Source organism: Pseudomonas sp. GW821-FHT09A09, from assembly GCF_059418405.1.
Genome location: NZ_JBWKPU010000016.1, coordinates 1 through 22,165, shown reverse-complemented (window position 1 = coordinate 22,165; position 22,165 = coordinate 1). Strand labels below are relative to the sequence as shown.

General features: G+C 62.7%; 14 protein-coding genes. 6 read left to right on the top strand and 8 right to left on the bottom strand.

What is annotated here, in order from left to right:
- Positions 1 to 2: 2 nt before the first annotated feature.
- The 3 genes from AC07OV_RS15990 (at position 3) to AC07OV_RS15980 (ending at position 2,980) form a co-directional block, all read left to right on the top strand.
- Positions 3 to 959 carry an AAA family ATPase gene (locus AC07OV_RS15990; RefSeq protein ID WP_494997939.1) on the top strand — a complete coding sequence of 319 codons (957 nt, stop codon included), beginning with the start codon at positions 3 to 5 and terminating at the stop codon, positions 957 to 959.
- Positions 960 to 1,026: 67 nt separating this feature from the next.
- Positions 1,027 to 1,599, top strand: coding sequence for a DUF2239 family protein (locus AC07OV_RS15985; protein WP_495092552.1), 573 nt, complete (start codon positions 1,027 to 1,029; stop codon positions 1,597 to 1,599).
- 25 nt (positions 1,600 to 1,624) lie between these two features.
- Positions 1,625 to 2,980 carry an MATE family efflux transporter gene (locus AC07OV_RS15980; protein ID WP_178919774.1) on the top strand — a complete coding sequence of 452 codons (1,356 nt, stop codon included), beginning with the start codon at positions 1,625 to 1,627 and terminating at the stop codon, positions 2,978 to 2,980.
- On the opposite strand, the gene AC07OV_RS15975 is transcribed toward AC07OV_RS15980, so the two are convergent.
- The 3 genes from AC07OV_RS15975 to AC07OV_RS15965 form a co-directional block, all read right to left on the bottom strand.
- Positions 2,981 to 3,442, bottom strand: a complete 462-nt coding sequence (locus tag AC07OV_RS15975) for a nuclear transport factor 2 family protein (protein WP_495092551.1) — start codon at positions 3,440 to 3,442, stop codon at positions 2,981 to 2,983. It lies immediately after the preceding gene.
- Between the two features lie 63 nt (positions 3,443 to 3,505).
- Positions 3,506 to 4,471, bottom strand: coding sequence for a GlxA family transcriptional regulator (locus AC07OV_RS15970; protein ID WP_495092550.1), 966 nt, complete (start codon positions 4,469 to 4,471; stop codon positions 3,506 to 3,508).
- Between the two features lie 67 nt (positions 4,472 to 4,538).
- Positions 4,539 to 5,120, bottom strand: a complete 582-nt coding sequence (locus tag AC07OV_RS15965; protein ID WP_176996514.1) for a TetR/AcrR family transcriptional regulator — start codon at positions 5,118 to 5,120, stop codon at positions 4,539 to 4,541.
- Between the two features lie 142 nt (positions 5,121 to 5,262).
- Here AC07OV_RS15965 and AC07OV_RS15960 point away from each other — a divergent pair, with 142 nt between their 5' ends.
- Positions 5,263 to 6,435, top strand: a complete 1,173-nt coding sequence (locus AC07OV_RS15960; RefSeq protein WP_494997942.1) for an MFS transporter — start codon at positions 5,263 to 5,265, stop codon at positions 6,433 to 6,435.
- On the opposite strand, the gene ispG is transcribed toward AC07OV_RS15960, so the two are convergent.
- Genes ispG through dxs form a run of 3 tightly spaced genes read right to left on the bottom strand, consistent with a single transcriptional unit; the run spans position 6,403 to position 10,451 of the window.
- On the bottom strand, positions 6,403 to 7,680 hold the full coding sequence (gene ispG, locus AC07OV_RS15955; protein ID WP_495092549.1) for a flavodoxin-dependent (E)-4-hydroxy-3-methylbut-2-enyl-diphosphate synthase: 1,278 nt from the start codon (positions 7,678 to 7,680) through the stop codon (positions 6,403 to 6,405). The genes AC07OV_RS15960 and ispG overlap by 33 nt on opposite strands.
- An 18-nt stretch (positions 7,681 to 7,698) precedes the next feature.
- The gene (ispH, locus tag AC07OV_RS15950) at positions 7,699 to 8,628 is read right to left on the bottom strand and encodes a 4-hydroxy-3-methylbut-2-enyl diphosphate reductase (RefSeq protein WP_495092548.1); all 930 of its coding nucleotides are present in this window, start codon (positions 8,626 to 8,628) and stop codon (positions 7,699 to 7,701) included.
- 2 nt (positions 8,629 to 8,630) lie between these two features.
- Entirely contained in the window at positions 8,631 to 10,451 is a 1,821-nt protein-coding gene (gene dxs / locus AC07OV_RS15945) for a 1-deoxy-D-xylulose-5-phosphate synthase (RefSeq protein ID WP_494997945.1), read from the bottom strand.
- A gap of 565 nt (positions 10,452 to 11,016) precedes the next feature.
- Here dxs and ispC point away from each other — a divergent pair.
- A complete protein-coding gene (ispC, locus tag AC07OV_RS15940) occupies positions 11,017 to 12,204 on the top strand; it encodes a 1-deoxy-D-xylulose-5-phosphate reductoisomerase (RefSeq protein WP_494997960.1) in 1,188 nt (395 codons plus the stop codon).
- A gap of 8 nt (positions 12,205 to 12,212) precedes the next feature.
- On the opposite strand, the gene AC07OV_RS15935 is transcribed toward ispC, so the two are convergent.
- Positions 12,213 to 12,578, bottom strand: a complete 366-nt coding sequence (locus AC07OV_RS15935) for a type II toxin-antitoxin system HicB family antitoxin (protein ID WP_176996508.1) — start codon at positions 12,576 to 12,578, stop codon at positions 12,213 to 12,215.
- The gene (locus tag AC07OV_RS15930; RefSeq protein WP_176996507.1) at positions 12,575 to 12,826 is read right to left on the bottom strand and encodes a type II toxin-antitoxin system HicA family toxin; all 252 of its coding nucleotides are present in this window, start codon (positions 12,824 to 12,826) and stop codon (positions 12,575 to 12,577) included. The genes AC07OV_RS15935 and AC07OV_RS15930 overlap by 4 nt, the downstream gene beginning before the upstream one ends.
- A 208-nt stretch (positions 12,827 to 13,034) precedes the next feature.
- On the opposite strand from AC07OV_RS15930, the gene AC07OV_RS15925 reads away from it, so the two are divergent.
- The coding region (locus AC07OV_RS15925; RefSeq protein WP_495092547.1) for an amino acid adenylation domain-containing protein at positions 13,035 to 22,165 on the top strand (9,131 nt) is incomplete at its 3' end.

Below are 22,165 nucleotides of genomic sequence, written 5' to 3'. Positions count from 1 at the left end.
GCATGCGTTTTACCTTTGAGCCGGCCCGGGTGATGACACTGTTGCGCAGCCGCATTGTCGGCCAGGACGCGGCACTGGCGCAGGTGGAGGGCCTGCTCAACGTGGTCAAGGCCGATATCGGTGAGCGTGACCGGCCCTTGAGCGTCAACCTGTTCATGGGGCCGACCGGTGTGGGCAAGACCGAGATCGTGCGCCTGTTGGCCCAGGCGCTGCACGGCCGTGCCGATGGTTTTTGCCGTATCGACATGCACACCCTCGCCCAGGAGCATTACGCCGCCGCGCTCACGGGCGCGCCTCCGGGGTATGTGGGGAGCAAAGAGGGCATCAGCCTGTTCAACAGCGAATTGATCCAGGGCACCTACAGTTGCCCGGGCATTGTGTTGTTCGACGAGTTGGAAAAGGCCAGTCACGAGGTGGTGCGCAGCCTGCTGGGCATCCTGGAAAACGGCCAGCTGACCCTGGCCGGTGGCACGCGCACCCTGGACTTTCGCAATTGCCTGATCTTCATGACCAGCAACATCGGCGCACAACAGGCGCGCCGCCATCGCCAACGGTTCGCCCACGGCTGGCGCCGCTTGCTGCGGGTATTTGCCCGGGACGAGGCGGCGGTGCTGGAAGACGCGTTGCACGGTCACTTCGAGCCGGAGTTTCTCAACCGCATCGACCGCATCCTGATGTTCGAACCCATCGACGGCCAGTGGCTGGAGGCGTTGCTGGAAGTGGAACTGGGCAAGCTCAACGGGCGCCTGGCGGCACACCAGCGTTGGCTGGAAGTGGATGAGCCCGCGCGGGCATGGTTGTGCCGCCAGCACGATGCGCGTTTTGGCGCCAGGGCCTTGGGCCGACGGCTGCGGGTGGAGCTGCAGCCCGCCATCGCCGAGTGCGTGCTGCACGATCCTGGTGTGCAAGGCATGCGGGCGACCGTGCGGGATGAGCAGTTGCACGTTTCACGTCAATAGGCTTGCGCGTTGCACAATTTTGGCTAATATAACCCGGGTAAAACAAATAACACCCGGGTAATAAATCATGCCTACGCACAACCTTTCGCTCTGCACCGCCTTTGTCCATCACCAGCGCGTGGCGGCGGGCACCTATGCCGACGTTGCCCATAGCCTTGCCCAATCCGCCTTGGCGCCTGGCAGCTTCCTGGTGTTCGATGACGCCACCGGCAGCCAGGTGGATTACCCCTGGCCAGCGGGGTATGCACCTGCGCAACCGGCATCGGCCGAGGCGGATGACGAGCCTCCGGCAGCGCCATCGGTGGGTCGCCCGAAACTCGGGGTGGTGGCGCGGGAAGTCACCCTGCTGCCGCGCCATTGGGAATGGCTGGGCCAGCAACGTGGTGGCGCGTCGGCGGCGTTGCGTCGCTTGGTAGATGACGCTCGCACCGCCAGTGCTTCCCGTGATCAGATACGCCAGGCCAAGGAAGCCAGCTATCGTTTCATGAGCGCCATCGGCGGTGACTTGCCAGGCTTCGAGGAGGCTTCCCGCGCATTGTTTGCCCACGACGCCGCAGACTTTTCCCACAAGATCGCGCAGTGGCCGGTGGACGTGCAGACGTACCTGGCGTGGCTGTCGCGCAATGCTTTTCCCGTCTAACAATAATTCACGGACCTGAATCTTCATGGAAGTCACCCAGCAAAGGCCGTTGTGGCAGATCTACCTGATCTTTCTGGCACCGATGGTGCTGTCCAACTTCCTGCAAAGTTTTTCCGGCACGCTCAACGGCATTTACGTCGGGCAAATGCTCGGTACCCAGGCACTGGCGGCGGTGTCGGGGATGTTTCCCATCGTGTTTTTCTTTATCGCCCTGGTGATCGGCCTGGGGGCGGGCGCGTCGGTGCTGATTGGCCAGGCGTGGGGCGCCCAGGAAACCGCGATGGTCAAGGTCATCACCGGCGCCACCCTGACCCTGGGCGCGCTGGTGGGGCTGATTGCGGCGGTGCTCGGCAGCCTGTTTGCGCGTCCGGCCTTGCAGGCCTTGGGCACGCCGGTCGATGTGCTGGACGATGCGGTCGGCTATGCGCAGATGATGATGCTGATCATGCCGCTGCTGCTGGTCTTCATCCTCTACACCCAGTTGTTGCGCGGCGTTAGCGACACGATTTCGCCGTTGCTGGCGTTGATGGTGTCCACGCTGGCCGGCCTGCTGCTGACCCCGGCGCTGATTCGCGGCTGGATCGGCCTGCCACCCATGGGCATCCAGAGTGCGGTGTACGCGGGGCTGGTGGGGAACGCGTTGGCAATGCTGTTTTTGATCCTGCGCCTGCGCCATAAGAACCACGTAATGGCGCCGGACCGCGAATTGCTCGCCGCCTTGCGCCTGGACCGGGTGATCCTCGGCAAGGTCCTGCGCATCGGCTTGCCCACCGGCTTGCAGATGGTGGTGCTGTCGCTGTCGGAATTGGTCATCCTCGCGCTGGTCAACGGGCACGGTTCCCAGGCCACGGCGGCCTATGGCGCGGTGACGCAGATCGTCAACTACGTGCAGTTCCCGGCGCTGTCGATTGCCATCACCGCATCGATCCTCGGCGCCCAGGCCATCGGTGCCGGGCGCCTGGAACGCATCGGGCCGATCCTGCGCACAGGGCTGATGATCAACACTTGCCTGACCGGTGGCCTGATCGTGCTCGGTTACCTGCTGTCGCACTGGTTGCTGGGCCTGTTCATCACCGACGACACGGCGCGCAGCAATGCCGAGCACCTGTTGCACATCATGTTGTGGAGCATCCTGGTGTTCGGTTTCCAGGCGGTGGTCGGCGGGATCATGCGCGCCAGCGGCGTGGTGCTGATGCCGGTGGCCATCTCGATCTTCTGTGTGCTGTGCGTCGAGTTGCCGATGGCTTACCTGTTCAACGCGCACTTTGGCCTGGAAGGGGTGTGGATGGCGTTTCCGGTGACCTACCTGGCGATGCTGGTGTTGCAGACCGCGTATTACCGGTTGGTGTGGCGGCACAAGCAGATCAAGCGGTTGGTGTGATTATTTGAAATGGGTATCGGCGACCGGCAGGATGCTTGCGACATGCCAGCCGTCCTTGCCTTTCAATAACGTCTGGCTGATCAGGAAAGTGTCCACCTGCGCGGGCTCGCCTGGATGGCCTCGGGTAAAGGCGACCGGCACCATCAGTTGGGCAACTTCGTCGTTCACCGTCACTACACTGAAGTGGCTCATGTCCGGCTGTAGTTGCCAGGTGCCCTTGTAGTATTCCTTGAGTTTGCTGACGACGGCATCCGGCCCCCAGCTGGCTTCACCACGGGCAAACCAGAGCATTTTCGGTGAATCCCACAGCATGACCTTGATCTGCTTGAGGTCATGGGCATTCTGAGCCTCGACAAATCGAGTAAAGAACGCTCGGGTTTCGTCCTCTTGCGGGGTCGCGAATGCGCAGGTGAGGGTGAAGAGTGAAAACAGGGCGCCGAAGGCCAGTGCACAGCGTTTCATAAGGATTCCTCAGGGATGGTCTGAGGTAAAGCTTAGGCCAACTCACAGGGCGACAAAGGCCATTTAACCCTCGTTTCGGGACGTTGCGCTTGCCTCGGCGGGGTTCCTAGCCGTGCGCCGAATCACCCGTGGCGGCTCGCCGAATTGGCGAACGAACGCCCGGCGCATGCGTTCGCTGTCACCAAACCCGGTTTGGCGGGCGATGTTGTCTAGGGGGTGGCGCCCATCCTGGATCAACACCACGGCCGCTTCGATCCGCAGCTTTTCCACAGCCTTGGCCGGTGTAAGCCCGGTTTGTGCATGAAACGCCCGGCTGAACTGGCGCAGGCTCAAGTGCGCGGCATCTGCCAGCTCGCTCAACGGCAGCGCGCGATGCAGGTTATTGCGCATATACGTCATGGCGGCCTGAATGCGATCGGTCTTCTGCTCCATGTCCAGCAGCACCGAGCGTTGCGGCTGGCCTGCGACGCGGCGGCTCTGAAGAATGAAGGTTTTCGACACAGCGCGGGCGACTTCCGGCCCCAGGTCGGTTTCAACCATGGTCAATGCCTGATCAATGCCTGCGGTCATGCCCGCACTGGTCCAGATGGATCCGTCGATCACAAACAACCGCTCTACTTCCAGTTGGACCTCTGGATAGCGCGCGCGAAATTCGCCGGCAAAAAACCAGTGAGTGGTCGCCCGCCTACCGTCGAGCAACCCCGCCTGCGCCAGAAAGAAAGTACCGGAGCAGGTGGCCGCAAGGCGGCGACTGTGCACGGCGGCGTGTCGCAGATAAGCCAGCAGCGGCGCGGTAAATTCGCGATCACTGCCGCCGCCGATGATCACCGTGTCGAACGCGGTGTCATCGAAGCCTTCGGTGTGCACCACCACACCCAGGGAGCTGCGTACCGGCCCGCCATTTTCGGAGAGCAGCCTGACATCGTAATGAGCCTTGCCCACGGCGCTGTTGGCACTCTCAAAGACAGACAGCGCGGCGAAGCTCATGACGCCGAAACCGGGAAAGGTAATGAAACCGATGCGCTGCATGATGGGCTCCGGGAAAAGGGCAGGCGGGCAGTCTAAGTGTGCACGCTTTGCATGGATGCGCTTGCGGTTATTGCTTCAGCCCTCGCAAGAGCAGCTCCAGCCCTTGCAGGCCTTCTTCCAGTCGCAGGTTGGGGTGTTCGTCTGCGGCAATCCACAGGGCGGTGCTCACCAGGCTGCCATTGATCAGGCGCGCTAACGCCTGGCTGGCGGCCGGTACGATGATGTGCGCGCTCATCAGGCTTTCCAGTAAGGCGGCCAGGGACTCCACGCAGTGTTGCGAGTGGCTTGATTCGGTGACGCCCAGAACCGCAGGCGCATCCTGGAAAACAATCCGTTGTATTTCGGGATCTTGTGCCATACGCAGGTAAGTACGGCAACGTTCGCGGAACCCGTCCCATGGGTCGCTTGCCTGATCGGTGATGCCTTGCAAGTGCGCATCCATCTCACCGTCGAGTTGGGCCACCACGGCCGCCAGCAAGCCCTTCTTGTCACCAAAGTGATGGTACAACGCACCCCGTGTCAGCCCGGCGCGCGCGGTAAAGTCGTCCATCGATGTATTGGCATAGCCCTGGCTGGCAAAGGCTTGGCGGGCGCTGGCGATCAGCCGGGCGCGGGTGTCCTCGATCATTTCGGCTCGGGCTCGGCTCATGGTTAAGGCTCGCTGTGGGTCAGTAAAAGATTGACATACGTTACGTATGTTAATCATGATTTGTCACATACGCACCGTATGTATTTTGCCTCGGGCGCTTCAGATAGCAAGGTTCAAGGCATAGAGAATGAGGTTCAGCAACATGGCAAACCCCTACGCCGAATTATTCCAGGTGCCTGGCGCGCGTGCGTTTGTATTGGCCGGCATGCTGGCGCGCATGCCGGTGTCCATGACCGGTATCGGCCTGATCACCATGCTGTCGCAGGTGCATGGTGGCTATGGCCTGGCGGGCTCGGTGGCGGCGGTGTTTGCCCTGGCCACGGCGTTTTGTGCGCCGCAGGTGTCGCGGCTGGTGGATCGCTACAGCCAGGGCCGGGTGCTACCGATTGCAGCATTGATCGGCGGCGGGGCGTTGCTGATGTTGCTGCTGTGCACGCGATTGCAGGCGCCCAGTTGGACCCTCTTCGTGTTTGCCGCGCTGGCCGGTTGCATGCCCAATATGTCCGCCATGGTGCGGGCGCGCTGGACCGAGTTGTACCGGGGCCAACCCAAGTTGCAGACTGCCTTTGCCCTGGAGTCGGTACTCGATGAGGTGTGTTTCATCATCGGCCCGCCGATCTCGGTGGGCCTGAGTGTGGTGCTGTTCCCCGAAGCCGGGCCGCTGGTGGCGGCGTTGCTGCTGGCGGCTGGGGTCACCACCTTTGTGCTGCAACGTGACACCGAACCTGCGGTGCACGAACACCACGCGCACCACGGCGGCTGGCTGATTGCTTCGCCCTCGGTGCTCATCCTGATGATCCTGCTGCTGGCCATGGGCGTGATCGTCGGCGTGGTGGATGTGGTCAGCGTGGCGTTCGCCCAGCACCAGGGCCAGCCTGCGGCTGCCAGCATCGTGTTGTCGGTGTACGCCATCGGTTCCTGCCTGGCTGGCCTGGCGTTCGGCACCCTCAAGCTCAAGGCACCGCTGCCGCGCCAGTTCCTGCTGTGCGGCGTGGCCACGGCGTTGACCACCTTGCCCTTGCTGCTGGTGACCAATATTCCTGGGTTGGCGGTGGCGGTGTTTATCTCCGGGTTGTTCTTTGCCCCGACCCTGATCGTGTCCATGGCGTTGGTGGAGCGGGTGGTACCGCCGAGCCGCCTCACCGAAGGTATGACCTGGCTGATCACCGGCCTGAGCATCGGCGTGGCCATCGGCGCTGCCAGCTCCGGGTGGATGATCGACCACTTCGGCGCCCCCAGTGGGTTCTGGGTGGCACTTGGGGCTGGTGCAGTGGTTTTTGGTTCAGCGTTGCTGGGCTACCGGCGCCTGGGCTGAAAGCAGCGCGTGCAAGGCCTGTTCGTCGTGGCCATAACGCGCCGCGACATAGGCCTCAAGCAAGCGGATAAAGTCTTCGGCGATGGTGGCGCCCTTGAGTGTCATCACCCGTTCGCCATCCATGTAGACCGGTGCCGAAGGGTGTTCACCGGCGCCGGGCAGTGAGATACCGATGTCTGCCAACCGGCTTTCCCCCGGACCGTTCACCACGCAGCCCATGACCGCCACATGCAACCGCTCGACGCCTGGGTAGCGGCTGCGCCACACCGGCGTTTGCGCGCTCAGGAACGCCTCGATCCGCTGCGCCAGTTCCTGGAAAAACACGCTGGTGGTACGCCCGCAGCCGGGGCAGGCCACCACTTGTGGGCTGAAGGCGCGCAGGCCCATGGTTTGCAGCAGTTGTTGGGCCACCTGGACTTCACGGGTGCGCGTGCCGCCCGGCTCCGGGGTCAGGGACATGCGCAGGGTGTCGCCGATGCCTTCCTGCAATAGCACGGCCAGGGCTGCGGTGGAGGCGACGATGCCCTTGGTGCCCATGCCTGCTTCGGTCAAGCCCAGGTGCAAAGGGAAGTCGCACCGAGCGGCCAGGTTGCGGTAGACGGTGATCAAGTCCTGCACATGGCTGACCTTGGCCGACAGCACGATACGGTCTGCCGGTAGCCCGACCTCCATGGCGCGCCCGGCATTTTCCAGGGCCGAGACCACCAGCGCTTCGCGCATCACCGCGTCGGCCGGCAGCGGTGCGGGCAGGGCAGCATTCGTATCCATCAGGCGGGCCAGCAGGTCCGGGTCCAGGCTGCCCCAGTTGACGCCGATGCGCACCGGTTTGTCGTAGCGACAGGCAACCTCGATCATCTGGCAGAACTGTTCATCGCGCCGTTCGCCTTTGCCGACATTGCCGGGGTTGATCCGGTACTTGGCCAGGGCCTGAGCGCAGTCGGGGTAAGCGGCCAACAGGCGATGGCCATTGAAGTGAAAATCCCCCACGAGGGGCACGTTCACGTTGTGCCGGTCCAATAGCTCGCGGATGTGTGCGACCTGGGCTGCGGCTTCATGGCTGTTGACCGTGATGCGCACCAGCTCGGCCCCCGCACGCGCCAGGCTTTCCACCTGGCTTGCGGTGGCCTGGGCATCGGCGGTGTCGGTATTGGTCATGGCCTGCACCACGATCGGCGCATCGCTGCCCAGGTGAACCGGCCCGACGTTGACCTGGCGGGTGGTGCGACGGACAGGGAAAGTGTTCATGCTCATGACGCCTCTGCGCTATTGCCGGGCAATCAACCCGGCGGGGAGGTGAAACCGCACCTGTTCCTCGCGCCCGGGCAAGGCCCTGACCTGCAGCGGGGCTATGCGTGCCAGCGCGGCGATGACGTCCTTGACCGAGCTTTCCGGGGTTGAAGCACCTGCGGTAATGCCCACGGTCATGTCGGGCGTGAACCACTGGCTGTCGATTTCACTGCCGTCGGTTACCAGGTAGCTCTGTACGCCGAGGTCATTGGCCAGTGCGCACAGGGTTACCGAGTTGGCGCTGTTGGCATTGCCGACCACCAACAGCCGTTCCACCTGTGTACACAGGTCGCGCACTGCTTGCTGGCGATTCTGCACCGCGTAGCAGATATCGCGGCTGGCGGGCCCGACAATCCCGGGGTAGCGCCGCGTCAGCGCCTGTACCACCGCCCGTGTGTCGTCAACGCTCAGGGTGGTCTGGGTCAGGTAGGCCAGCGGCGCATCCTCGGCGAACGGCAGCTCGCTGACCTGCCTGACGGTCTGGATCACGGTGATTGGTGCATCAACCTGACCCAGGATGCCAATGACTTCGGGGTGGCCGGGCTCGCCGATCAAGATCAATGAATAACCCTTGGCCGCGTACTGGCGTCCATGGTTGTGCACTTTGGACACCAGCGGGCAGGTGGCGTCGAATACCTGAAGCTGGCGTTGCTGAGCCTCGCGTTCCACGTCACGGGTTACGCCGTGGGCGCTGAAAAGGGTCACGGCACCGACGGGTACCTGGTCCAGCTCTTCCACGAACGTGGCACCCTTGTCCGTCAACGTCTGCACGACATGGCGGTTATGCACGATTTCATGGCGCACATACACCGGCGCGCCGAATTGGTCCAGGGCTTGTTCCACGGCATCGATGGCACGCACGACGCCGGCGCAGAACCCCCGTGGCTGGGCAATGATTACGTTCATGGTCAGGCGCTCACCTGACGCGGTGTGATGACGGGCATGGCCGCGCCCGGCGCGTGTTCATGGATAAAGCGGTTGATGGCCGCGCTGATGCCGTTGGCGTCCAGGCCGTAATGGCGCAACAGCTGATCAGGCGCACCGTGCTCGATGAACTGGTCTGGTAAACCCAATTGCAGCACCGGCCGGTGCAGGTTGTTGCGGGCCAGGTATTCCAGGCAAGCCGAGCCTGCGCCGCCGGTGATGCAACCTTCTTCAACGGTCACCAGCAAGTCATGGCTGCGCGCCAGGTTTTGAAGCAGCTCGGTGTCCAGCGGTTTGATGAAACGCATATTGGCGACGGTGGCATCGAAGCGGTCCGCGGCCTCCAGCGCGTGTTGCGTCATCGAGCCAAACGCCAGGATGGCCACACGTTGCCCTGGCACACGGGGGCTGAGGCGGCGGATTTCGCCTTTGCCTATGGCCAGCTCACTGAACACCTGCGAAGGTACAGCCCCCAGTGCGCAGCCGCGCGGGAAGCGCACGGCGCACGGCCCGGGTTGTTGCAGGGCCGTGTGCAACATCTGCCGGCATTCCTGGGCATCGGCGGGTGCCATGATCGTCAGGTTGGGGATACAGCGCAGAAAGGCCACATCGAAGGCCCCCATATGCGTGGCGCCATCGGCACCCACGATCCCGGCACGGTCGATGGCCAATACGACGGGCAGGTTCTGGATCGCGATGTCATGGATCAACTGGTCGTAGCCCCGTTGCAGGAACGTGGAGTAGATCGCGACCACAGGTCGCATGCCCTCCGTTGCAAGCCCGGCGGCAAACGTCAGGGCGTGTTGTTCGGCAATGCCGACATCAAAATAGCGCTGCGCGAAGCGTTGTTCGAACGCCCCCAGGCCGGAGCCTTCGCGCATGGCCGGGGTGATGGCGATCACCCGTGGGTCGTGTTCTGCTTCGTCGGCCAGCCATCGAGCAAACACCTGGGTGTATGAGGGTTTGCCTGGCGGCTCAGGGCGCAGGCCCTCGGTGGGGTCGAACTTTGTCGGCCCGTGATAGCGCACCGGGTCGGCTGCCGCCGGAGAATAACCGTGACCTTTTTCCGTGATGATGTGCAGCAATTGCGGCCCTCGACGTGATTTCAGGCGGCGCAGTACCCGTTGCAGTTCATCCACGTCATGCCCGTCGATCGGCCCGCTATAGGCAAACCCCATGGTCTTGAAGAGGTTGGCTTCGTGGCGGGCTTCGCTGCTGGCCGTCAATGCTCCCAGGTGTTCACGCAACCTGCCCACGGAAGGGGAGATCGACATGTCATTGTCATTGAGCACCACAAGGAATGGCAGGTCGCGGTAGACGCCGGCATTGTTCAGCGCCTCGAACGACATCCCGCCGCTTAGCGCACCATCGCCGATGACGGCGATGCAGTGCCGGTGTTCACCCTTGTTGCGTGCGGCGAGTGCCATGCCCAACGCGGCGGATATCGAAGTGCTGGAGTGCGCGGTGCCGAAGCAGTCATAAACGGATTCACTGCGCCGCGGAAAACCCGAAATACCGCCGAGTTGGCGAATGTCGGCCATGTCTTCACGGCGGCCGGTGAGAATCTTGTGGGCGTAGGCCTGATGCCCGACATCCCACACGATGCGGTCATCCGGTGTATTGAAGGTGTAGTGAAGCGCAATAGCCAGTTCGACCGTGCCCAGGTTCGCCGACAGGTGGCCGCCCGTGGTACTGACACTGTGCAGAATAAAGGCCCTCAGTTCGTCGGCCAGCGGCCGCAGTGCGGCGGGGTGCAAAGTGCGCAGGCGGGCAGGGTTATCAATGGTATTGAGGAGTTCGAACATGGTTGCCTCCTGCGAGCCGTGTTGACGCTCACCGCTAGAAAAAACGAAGTTCTAAGGATCGACCGTGTAAACATTAAAGTTGCCGTTTTTCATGTTGTGAAGAGCAAGTTTATTGGGTGGGCGCATGACTGCTACTTCGCCAGCAGTTAGTTTTGCTGAACGTTTTTCAGGATTTATGTTTAGTTTTCGAGGCGCAGAAGAGTGACGCCCGCTGCCGTGGAAGCACGTGCTTTGGTCTGCTGGCGGCGATTCGGTAAACCTTGCGTGTGATGTTTTATAGGCGTTCACAGTACAGTCTCATTGGGACTAGCCATTGGACGATACTGCAGACCAAACAGATGGGCTGAAAAGGCAAGAGGTGAAGGTTATTTTTAGAAAGGAACAGGCGTCAGCGCAAGTCCGTGCATAGTTTTATTTGGAATGAGCGAGTTTTGAACGCGTTATAGGTCGCCTGTTATATAAATAAAAGTGTGCTTGCCTATCGCAAGTTAGTCGAGTGGCTAACTTGTCAGGTAGTGGGCGGATGCTACGGTTACTTTAATTACCTGCCGCCTCCAAAGGACGTTTGATCATGTTGCAACGCCTGCTCGTTCTCGGTTCTACCGGGTCGGTCGGCGACAGTGTTCTGGATGTAGTCGCGCGTCACCCCGAGACATTGATGGTGCAAGGGCTTACTGCTCATCGGAACATCGACAAGTTGTACCGACAGTGCCTGCAATTTCGTCCCCCCGTCGCTGTGGTCAGTGAACCGCAGCATGCCATCGAGCTACAGGCCCACTTGCTGGCAGCCGGCCTGCCGACCGAAGTGTTGTGTGGTTTGGATGCCTTGTGTGCGGTGGCCGCTTCGTCGGATGTCGACACGGTGGTGGCCGGTATCGTCGGGGCGGCGGGGTTGTTACCGACCTTGAGTGCTGCGCAGTCGGGCAAGAAAATCCTTTTGGCGAACAAGGAAGCCTTGGTCATGGCCGGCGCCTTGTTCGTCGAAACCGTGGCCAGCGGCGGAGCGACGGTGATACCACTCGACAGTGAGCACAACGCGATTTTTCAGTGCCTGCAAGGCTGTCACGGTTCGCTGGAGGACGTTGATCGTCTGATCTTGACGGCCTCGGGTGGACCTTTCAGGAAGCGTCCCCTCGACAGCCTGGACGATGTGAGCCCCGACCAGGCCTGTGCCCATCCCAATTGGTCAATGGGTCGCAAAATTTCCGTGGATTGCGCCACCCTGATGAACAAGGGCCTGGAAATCATCGAAGCCCACTGGCTGTTCGACTTGCCCGCCGAACGCATCCAAGCGTTGATTCACCCGCAAAGCGTGGTGCACTCCATGGTGGTGTTTCGCGATCAATCCGTGTTGGCCCAACTGGGCAACCCGGATATGCGGATGCCAGTGGCTCACGCACTGGCGTATCCGCAACGTATCGAGTCCGGAGTGTCGCCGCTGGACCTCACACGTTCTGGCGGCTTGACCTTCGAGCATCCCGACCTCCATCGCTTCCCCTGTTTCGGCCTGGCCCTGCAAGTGCTCGCCGAAGGTAATCGCGCCAGTGCGGCGTTGAATGCCGCGAATGAAGTGGCCGTCGAGGCGTTCCTGGGGCGACGGGTTCGGTTCACCCAGATCCCGCGTGTGGTGGATCACACCTTACAGTGCATCAACCTGCAGACGCTCTCCAGCCTGAGCGATATTTTCGAGCAGGATCACCAGGCAAGGAGGTTGGCACGCGAGGCGGTCAGGGTGTGCAGTTTAAACGGTTGATACCGCGCTCAGCCGACGGCAGGCGTTGACTCACTGCGATGGTGCAGCAGGAATTCGCTCAGCGCCTGGCGCGTCAAATCGTTCAGCGTCACTTTCTTGCGGCTTGCCTCCAGGGCTGCTGCCAGATGCAGGTCGTGGCCGACGCGCACGTTGAATGAGCCTTTGCAGGGTTTCTCCGGTGCTTGCCTGAGGGTCTGGCAGGTGGCGAGATAGTCGTCCACCGCTTCGCGAAAGGCCGCGTCCAGCTCGGCGACGGTCTTGCCCTCGTAGCTGACCAGCGCCTTGATGAACAGCACTTTGCCGAACAGGCAGTTGTCTTCGAGGCTGGCTTCGATGGAGCCGATGTAGCCTTGGTGTTTCAGTTGGTTGTTCACTGAATCAGTTCTCCTGATTTCAATTGTTCGATGATCTGGCGCCGAATGTAGTGTTTCACTTCGTTGCCGGGGTGAGGCCTGTGCAGCGTAATCATTGCACTGGGGTCGCCGTTGTAGAATTTGACCCGGCTTCCAGCCCCTTGAATCTGTGTGTAGCCCAGCCGGCACAGCAGCGTGGCGAGCTCCTGCCAGGTAAATCCCATCTGCGGATTGAGCAGTTTGGCGAGCAATTTTTCATTTTTGGACACAGCGTTCCCTGCGTGTAACTAAATGTAGTTGCAAAAAGTGGTTTACGTCAATGCTAGCCCGGGTTCATTCGTCGTGCCGAATTTGGTGTAACCCTTGATGACACGCCGCTGCGCGCTTCCCATCCCCCGCTAATTTTTCGCTGTCCGGTTCGTTTTATAGGGACGACGTGCCTTTGTGCTTCCCGCCTATTGCTCCGGACTCCAAGAAATGAATGCTGAAGACTCCTTGAAACTTGCTCGCCGGTTTATCGGGTTGCCCCTGGAAAAACGCCAACTGTTCCTGCAGGCCTTGCAGAAAGAGGGCGTGGATTTTTCCCGGTTCCCGATCCCGGCAGGGGTGGAGGCACAGGATCGCCAGGCGCTGTCCTACGCGCAGCAGCGCATGTGGTTTCTGTGGCAATTGGACCCGGCCAGCGGTGCCTACAACCTGCCCGGCGCCGTGCGGCTCAAGGGCGCGCTGAACCTGGGCGCGATGGAGCAGGCGTTCGCCAGCCTAGTGGCGCGCCATGAAACCCTGCGCACGGTGTTCCAGCGCCAGGACGATGAGCGCCTGTTGCAGGTGGCGATGACGTCGCAGGTGACCATCGAGCAGTTGGATGTGAGCGCGCTGGCGCCCGCCGAGCGCGAGCAGGCTGTCGTTGAGGCCGCGACCCGTCAATCGCTGCTGCCCTTCGATCTGGAGCACGGCCCTCTGCTGCGCGTGCAGTTGCTCAAGCTCGACGAACAAGAACACGTGCTGCTGTTGACCCTGCACCACATCGTCTCCGACGGTTGGTCGATGAACGTGCTGATCGACGAGTTCATCCGCTGCTACGACGCCCACGAGCGCAACGAACAGCCACAATTGCTGGCGCTGCCAATCCAGTACAGCGATTACGCCCTGTGGCAGCGGCGCTGGCTGGAAGCGGGGGAGCAGGCGCGTCAACTGGACTACTGGCAAGCGCGCCTGGGGGATGAGCACCCGGTATTGGAGCTGCCCACAGACCGGTCGCGCCCGGCCATGCCGAGCTACCAGGGCACCCGTCATAACTTCGCCATCGACCCGGGCCTGGCGGCGCAGTTGCGCAGCTGCGCGCAAAAACACAATGTCACCTTGTTCATGCTGCTGCTCGGCGCGTTCAACGTACTGCTGCATCGCTACACCGGGCAGGGTGATATCCGTGTCGGCGTGCCGATTGCCAACCGTAACCGCAGTGAGGTCGAAGGGCTGATTGGCTTTTTCGTCAACACCCAGGTGCTGCGCACCGAGCTGACCGGGCAGACCCGCGTCAGCGAACTGCTGCAAGGCATCAAGGAGCACGCACTGGGCGCCCAGGCCCATCAGGAGTTGCCATTCGAGCGCTTGGTGGAAGCGCTGAAGATCGAACGCAGCCTCAGCCATACGCCGCTGTTCCAGGTGATGTACAACCACCAGCCGGTGGTGGCGGATATCAGCTCGGTGAGCACTGCGTCCGGCCTGGAACTGACCCTGGTGGAATGGCAAGGCCGTACCACCCAGTTCGACCTGACCCTCGACACCTTTGAGAAGTCCGGCACGCTGCACGCCGCGCTGACCTATGCCAATGACCTGTTCGACGCGCCCACCATTGCACGCATGGCCGAGCACTGGACCCGCCTGTTGCACGCCATGGTCGCCGACGGTGAGCAACGCATCGGCGAATTGCCGATGGTGGCTGCCGACGAACAGCAGGTGCTGATCCACGGCTGGAACCGGACTGCCGAGGCCTACCCGACCGAGCAGGGCATCCATCAGCTGATCGAAGCTCAGGCGCAACGCACCCCGCATGCCCCGGCGCTGGTATTTGGCGCCACCACCTTGAGCTATGCCCAGCTTGACGCTCGCGCCAACCGATTGGCCCACGCCTTGCGCGAGCGCGGCGCAGGCCCGGATGGGCTGGTGGGTATCTGCATCGAGCGTTCAGTAGAAATGGTGGTCGGCCTGCTGGCGATTCTCAAGGCCGGTGGCGCCTATGTGCCGCTGGACCCGGAATACCCCCAGGAGCGCCTGGCCTACATGATCGAGGACAGCGGCATCCGGTTGCTGCTCAGCCAGCAAAGCCTGCTGGCGCTGTTGCCGACCGCAGGTATTGACGTGGTTGTGCTGGATCAGGCCGAGTCGTGGCTCGACGGTTACAGCGGTGCATCGCCCGCCGTCGCCCTCGATGCGCTGAACCTTGCCTACGTGATCTACACCTCCGGTTCTACCGGCAAGCCCAAGGGCGCCGGCAACAGCCACCGTGCGCTGGTCAACCGCTTGTGCTGGATGCAACAGGCTTATGGTCTCGACGCCAGTGACGCGGTGCTGCAAAAAACGCCGTTCAGTTTTGACGTGTCCGTGTGGGAGTTCTTCTGGCCGCTGATGACCGGCGCACGCCTGGTGGTCGCCGCCCCGGGTGAGCACCGTGAGCCGGCGCGGCTGATCGAAACCATTGGTCGCCACGGCATCACCACGTTGCACTTCGTGCCGTCGATGCTCCAGGCGTTTATCCATGAGCCGGGTGTGCAGGCCTGCTCGAGCCTCAAACGCATTGTGTGCAGCGGCGAGGCCCTGGCGCTGGATGCGCAACTGCAGGTGTTCGCCAAGCTGCCGGGCGCCGGCCTGTACAACCTTTACGGTCCCACCGAAGCCGCCATCGACGTGACCCATTGGACCTGCTTGGACGAAGGTGCCGACAGCGTGCCCATCGGCCGCCCGATCGCCAACCTCGCCACCTATGTGCTCGACGCCCAGCTCAACCCGGTGCCGGCCGGTGTTTCCGGTGAGTTGTACCTGGGCGGCGTCGGCCTTGCCCGTAGCTACCATCGTCGCCCGGGGCTGACCGCCGAGCGGTTTGTGCCCAGCCCCTTTGTCGATGGTGCGCGCCTGTACCGCACCGGTGACCGCGTGCGCCAGCGCGCCGACGGTGTGATCGAATACCTCGGCCGCCTCGACCATCAGGTCAAGCTGCGCGGCTTGCGGATCGAGCTCGGTGAAATCGAGACGCGCTTGATGCAGCACCCCCACGTGCGCGAAGCCGTGGTGCTGGTGCAGGGCGGCAAACAGTTGGTCGCTTACCTGGTACTCGAACACGAAGAACCTGCCGACCTCAAAGCGTGGCTGCTCAGCAGCCTGCCGGAATACATGGTGCCGACCCATCTGGTGCCGCTGGCCAAGCTGCCGGTCACCGCCAATGGCAAGCTCGATCGCAAGGCCCTGCCGGTGCCGGATGCTGCGCCGCAACAGGCTTATGAGGCGCCGCAAGAACCCTTGCAAATCGCCTTGGCGGCGATTTGGCAGGACGTGCTTGGCCTTGAACAAGTCGGCCTGGACGACAACTTCTTCGAACTGGGCGGCGACTCGATCATCTCCATCCAGGTGGTCAGCCGCGCCCGTCAGGCGGGCATTCGCCTCAGCCCGCGTGACCTGTTCCAGTACCAGAGCGTGCGCAGCCTGGCGCGGGTGGCAAGCTTCGAGCAGGCCATCGTGATCGACCAGGGCCCGGTCAGCGGTGAGGTGATCCTCACACCGGTGCAGCAGGCGTTTTTCAGCGAGGCGATCCCGGCGCGGCATCACTGGAACCAGTCGTTGCTGCTGACCCCGCGTGAGGCGCTCGACCCTGCACGCCTGGACGCGGCCCTGAACCGATTGATCAACCACCACGATGCCCTGCGCCTGCGTTTTGTGGCGCAGGCTGACGGATGGCAGCAAACTCACGGGGCCCCGGTCAGCGCGTCCGGGTTGTGGCAGTCCCATGCGCAAAACGATGCAGCGCTGGCCGCCTTGTGCGATGAAGCCCAGCGCAGCCTGGACCTGGCGCAAGGCCCGTTGTTGCGCGCCGCCTTGATCAGCCTGGCCGATGGCACTCAGCGCCTGTTGCTGGTGGTCCATCACCTGGCGGTCGACGGTGTGTCGTGGCGCATCCTGCTGGAAGACTTGCAACAGGCTTATCGCAACGCGGCACTGCCCGCCAAGACCAGCGCCTACCAGCACTGGGCGCAGCGGCTGCAGGCTCATGCGCAGACCCTGGAGGCTCAACTGCCTTACTGGCAGGCGCAGTCACTCGACGCCGACCTGCCGTGCGATAACCCTCAAGGCGGCTTGCAGAATCGCCTGGGCACCCAGCTCGAAATCCGCCTCAACGCCGAAGACACCCGCCAACTGCTGCAAGACGCGCCGGCCGCCTATCGCACCCAGGTCAACGACCTGTTGCTGACGGCGCTGGCACGGGTCATCGGCCGTTGGAGCGGCCAGGCTGCGGCGCTTATCCAACTGGAAGGCCACGGCCGTGAAGACCTGTTCGACGACGTCGACCTGACCCGTACCGTTGGCTGGTTCACCAGCCTGTTCCCGGTGCGTTTGCAAGCCGATGGCGAATTGTCGAGCGCGATCAAGGCGGTCAAGGAGCAACTGCGCGCAATCCCCGACAAGGGGGTGGGCTATGGCCTGTTGCGCTATATGGGCACCTCCGAGTCTCACCAAGCCCTTGCAGGGTTGGCTGTACCTCGTATCACCTTCAACTACCTGGGGCAGTTTGACCGCCAGTTCGATGACTCGGCACTGTTTGTGCCGGCCACTCAAGGCAGCGGCCAGGCCCAGGACGCCGAGGCGCCTTTGGCCAACTGGCTGACGGTGGAAGGGCAGGTGTACGGCGGTGAGCTGAGCCTGAGCTGGGGGTTCAGCCGCGAGATGTTCCAGGCGGCGACCATCGAACGCCTGGCCGAAGATTACCGTCGCGAATTGCTGGCGCTGATCGCCCATTGCGTGGACCCGCAACAGGGCGGCCTGACGCCGGCCGACGTGCCCCTGGCACAACTGGCCCAGCCACAACTGGATGAGTTGGCACTGCCGGCCCGTCGGGTACAGGACCTGTACCCGTTGTCGGCGATGCAGCAGGGCATGCTGTTTCACAGCCTGTATCAACAAGGGCAGGACGACATCTATGTCAGCCAGCTGCGCGCCGATATCCAGGGCCTGGACGTCGCACGCTTCCAGCGTGCCTGGGAGCAGGTTGTGGCCCGGCACGACATGTTGCGCACCGGCTTTGTCTGGCAGGACGCCCAAGCGCAACCGTTGCAGGCGGTCTACCGCGAGGTCGCCTTGCCGTTCGCCGCGTATGACTGGCAGTCCCGACCTGATCAGCAAGCGGCGCTCGATGAGCTGAGCGAGTCGGCCCGGGCCCAGGGTTTTGTGCTGGAACAGGCGCCGCTGTTGAGCTTGAAGTTGATCCGCACGGGCGTTGATCGCTTCCATTTGATCTACACCAACCACCACATCCTGCTCGATGGCTGGAGCCGTGCGCAGTTGTTCGGCGAGGTTTTGCAGCACTATGCCGGCCAGTCGTTGGCGCCGATTCAGGGGCATTACCGCGACTACATCGCCTGGTTGCAGGCGCAGGATGCGTCCGCCAGCGAGGCCTTCTGGAAAGGTCAGTTGGCAGCGCTGCAAACGCCTACACACCTGGCTCGCACGGTATCGCCTGATCCTTCATTGGCCAAGGGTGCGGTGCATCTGGCGTTGACGGCGGCGCAAACCACGCAACTCAAAGCCTTTGCCCAAGCGCACAAAGTCACCCTCAACACGCTGGTGCAAGCCGCCTGGTTGTTGTTGCTGCAACGCCAGACCGGCCAGGACACCGTCGCCTTTGGCGCCACTGTTTCCGGACGCCCGGCGGGTTTGCAAGGGGTCGAGCAGCAGGTGGGGCTGTTCATCAATACGCTGCCGGTCATCGCCACGCCAAGTCCGACGTTGCGGGTCGGCGAATGGTTGCAGCAGGTCCAGGACCTGAACCTTGCCCTGCGTGAGCACGAACACACGCCGTTGTTCGATATCCAGCGTTGGGCGGGCACCAGCGGCGGCGCGTTGTTCGACACGCTGCTGGTGGTTGAAAACTACCCGGTATCCGAGGCGTTGGCCCACGGGGCGCCGGCCGGGCTTGCGTTCAGTAACGTACAAAACGTGGAACAGACCCATTACCCGCTGACGGTACTGCTGGGCGCTGGGGCGTCCCTGGCGTTTGAGTTCAGCTTTGACGTGCAATTGTTTGCTGAAGGTGAAATCCACCAGCTGGCCGAGCATTTCCACTGCCTGTTGCACGGCCTGTCCAAGGATTCTTCACAACGCCTGGGGGATCTGTCGCCGTTGACCGAGGCAGAGCGCGAGCAGGTGATCCGTCAGTGGAATGCCACCGCACGCGATTACCCGTTGCAGCAGTGTGTGCACCAACTGATTGAAGCGCAGGCCGCCAATACACCGGACGCCCCGGCATTGGCCTTTGCCGAGCAGCGCTTGAGCTACAGCGAATTGAACCGTCGTGCCAACCGCCTGGCCCATCGCCTGATAGCGGCGGGCGTAGGGCCGGATGTGCTGGTCGGCCTCGCCGTAGAGCGTTCCATCGAGATGGTGGTGGGCTTGCTCGCTGTGCTCAAGGCCGGGGGCGCCTATGTACCGCTGGACCCTGAATACCCGCGTGAACGCCTGGCCTACATGCTCGACGACAGTGGCGTGAAGCTGTTGCTGACCCAGGCTCATCTGCTTGACCAGTTGCCAATCCCGACCGGGCTGGAATGCCTGGTGCTGGGTGAGTCGACCTTCGAGGGTTTCAGCGAAGCCAATCCGAACGTGACGTTGGACGGCGAAAACCTCGCCTACGTGATCTACACCTCCGGTTCCACCGGCCAGCCGAAAGGCGCGGGCAACCGTCATTCGGCGCTGCTCAACCGACTGCAGTGGATGCAGGAAGCCTATGCGCTGGATGCCAGCGACAGCGTGCTGCAAAAGACCCCGTTCAGCTTCGACGTGTCGGTGTGGGAGTTCTTCTGGCCGTTGATGACCGGTTCACGCCTGGTCGTCGCTGCGCCCGGCGATCACCGCGATCCGGCCAAGCTGGTCAGCCTGATCAACACCGAGCAGGTCACCACGCTGCACTTTGTACCGTCGATGTTGCAGGCATTCCTGCAAGACCCGATGGTCTCCACCTGCCATACCCTGCACCGCATCGTTTGCAGCGGCGAGGCCTTGCCGGTGGATGCGCAGATCCAAGTCTTCGCCAAGCTGCCGCAGGCCGCGCTCTACAACCTGTACGGCCCGACCGAAGCGGCCATCGACGTGACCCACTGGACCTGCGTCGATGAAGGTCGCGACGCGGTGCCGATTGGCCGCCCAATTGCCAACCTCGGGTGCTACATCCTCGACAGCAACTTCGAGCCTGCGCCCGTTGGTGTGCTTGGCGAGCTGTACCTGGGCGGTGTCGGCCTGGCCCGGGGTTACCACCGTCGCCCGGCCCTGACGGCGGAGCGTTTTATTGCCCACCCGTTTGTAAAAGGCGAGCGCCTGTACCGCACCGGCGACCTGGCGCGCTACCGCGACAACGGCGTGATCGAATACGCCGGGCGCATCGACCACCAGGTCAAGCTGCGTGGCTTGCGTATCGAGCTGGGGGAAATCGAGGCGCGCCTGCTGGAGCACGAGTGGGTGCGTGAAACGGCCGTGTTGGCAGTCGACGGACAAACCCTGGCGGGTTACCTGGTGCTGCAACAGGCGGGTGACGACTGGCGCGATGTATTGAGCGCCCACCTGGCCCAGCACCTGCCGGACTATATGGTGCCGGCCCAGTGGATGGTGCTGGAGCAAATGCCGTTGAGCCCCAACGGCAAGCTGGACCGCAAGGCCTTGCCGAAAGTGGAGGCCCAATCGCGGGATTATCTAGCGCCCCATACCGCACTGGAACAGCAGGTTGCTGCGATCTGGGCGCAAGTGCTGGGCATGGAGCGGGTTGGCCTGAGCGATCATTTCTTCGAGCTGGGCGGGCATTCGTTGCTGGCCACCCAGACCATCGCGCGCGTGCGCCACGGCCTGGGCCTTGAGGTAGGGCTGAAGGCGCTGTTCGATCAGCCGGTGCTCGGGGCGTTTGTCCAGGCTTTGGGCGCCGAGCGGGTGGAAACCCATCCGATTGAACCGGTTGAGCGCGACCAGCCGCTGGCCTTGTCGTATGCCCAGGAGCGGCAGTGGTTCCTCTGGCAACTGGACCCGCACAGCGCGGCGTATCACGTGCCGAGCGCCTTGCGCCTCAAGGGCGCGCTCGATCAGGACGCCTTGCAGCGCGCGTTCGATACCTTGGTGAGCCGTCACGAAAGCCTGCGCACGCACGTGCAGCAGGACGCTGATCGCACCGTGCAGGTGATCAGCCCGGTTGCCCGCATTCAGCTCGACACGGCCGAGGCCGACGAGGCAAACCTGAAGGCGTTGGTGGAAGCGCGCATCACCCAGCCGTTCGACCTGCGCTCGGGCCCGCTGATGCGCGCCGGTTTGCTGCGCCTGGCCGACGATGACCATGTGTTGGTGTTGGTGCAGCACCACATTATTTCTGATGGCTGGTCGATGCAGGTGATGGTCGATGAACTGGTGCAGCTCTATGCCGCCTACAGCCAGGCGCAACCCCTGCAACTGCCGGACCTGCCGATCCAGTACGCCGACTACGCCGTGTGGCAACGCCAGTGGATGGAGGCGGGGGAGAAGGCCCGTCAACTCGACTATTGGCGCGACCTGCTGGGCGGCGAGCAGCCGGTGCTGGAACTGCCGTTCGATCACCAGCGTCCCGCCGTGCCCACTCACTGTGGCGCGCGCTTGAGCATTGCGTTGCCGGCGCCGTTGCTCGACGGCCTCAAGGGCCTGGCCCAGCGTGAAGGCGTGACGTTGTTCATGCTGTTGCTGGCGTCGTATCAGGTGTTGCTGCACCGCTACAGCGGCCAGCAAGACATCCGCGTCGGCGTGCCGATTGCCAACCGCAACCGTGTGGAGACCGAGCGCCTGCTGGGCTTCTTCGTCAACACCCAGGTACTCAAGGCCGATATCGACGGGCACACCACCGTCGGCCAACTGCTGCAACAGGTCAAGCAGCGTGCCCTGGAGGCCCAGGCCCATCAGGATTTGCCGTTCGAACAACTGGTGGAAGCGCTGCAACCGGAGCGCAGCCTGAGTTTGAGCCCGTTGTTCCAAGTCGCGTTCAACCACCATGTGAGCCTGGCGGGCAGCCATTTGCGGCGCCTGGCGCAGTTGGACATCAGCCCGGTTCTCTGGGATGAGGCCGTGGCACAGTTCGACCTGACCCTGGATATCGAGGAGTCCCAGGAGCAACTGCGCGCTTCGCTGAGCTACGCCACCGACCTGTTCGACGCCAGCACCATCGAGCGCATGGCGCGTCACTGGCAGAACCTGTTGCAGGCGATGGTGGCTGACCAGCAGCAAACCGTCGGCCAATTGAACCTGCTCGACACCGAAGAGCAACAGCACATCCTGCAACTGTGGGACCGTACCGACTCAGGCTTCCCGGCCACACGCTGGGTGCACGAACTGGTCGGTGA

Coding starts and splice junctions, on each gene's coding strand:
- AC07OV_RS15990 (WP_494997939.1), top strand. CDS start 3: ATGCGTTTTACCTTTGAGCCGGCCCGGGTGATGACACTGTTGCGCAGC.
- AC07OV_RS15985 (WP_495092552.1), top strand. CDS start 1,027: ATGCCTACGCACAACCTTTCGCTCTGCACCGCCTTTGTCCATCACCAG.
- AC07OV_RS15980 (WP_178919774.1), top strand. CDS start 1,625: ATGGAAGTCACCCAGCAAAGGCCGTTGTGGCAGATCTACCTGATCTTT.
- AC07OV_RS15975 (WP_495092551.1), bottom strand. CDS start 3,442: ATGAAACGCTGTGCACTGGCCTTCGGCGCCCTGTTTTCACTCTTCACC.
- AC07OV_RS15970 (WP_495092550.1), bottom strand. CDS start 4,471: ATGCAGCGCATCGGTTTCATTACCTTTCCCGGTTTCGGCGTCATGAGC.
- AC07OV_RS15965 (WP_176996514.1), bottom strand. CDS start 5,120: ATGAGCCGAGCCCGAGCCGAAATGATCGAGGACACCCGCGCCCGGCTG.
- AC07OV_RS15960 (WP_494997942.1), top strand. CDS start 5,263: ATGGCAAACCCCTACGCCGAATTATTCCAGGTGCCTGGCGCGCGTGCG.
- ispG (WP_495092549.1), bottom strand. CDS start 7,680: ATGAACACTTTCCCTGTCCGTCGCACCACCCGCCAGGTCAACGTCGGG.
- ispH (WP_495092548.1), bottom strand. CDS start 8,628: ATGAACGTAATCATTGCCCAGCCACGGGGGTTCTGCGCCGGCGTCGTG.
- dxs (WP_494997945.1), bottom strand. CDS start 10,451: ATGTTCGAACTCCTCAATACCATTGATAACCCTGCCCGCCTGCGCACT.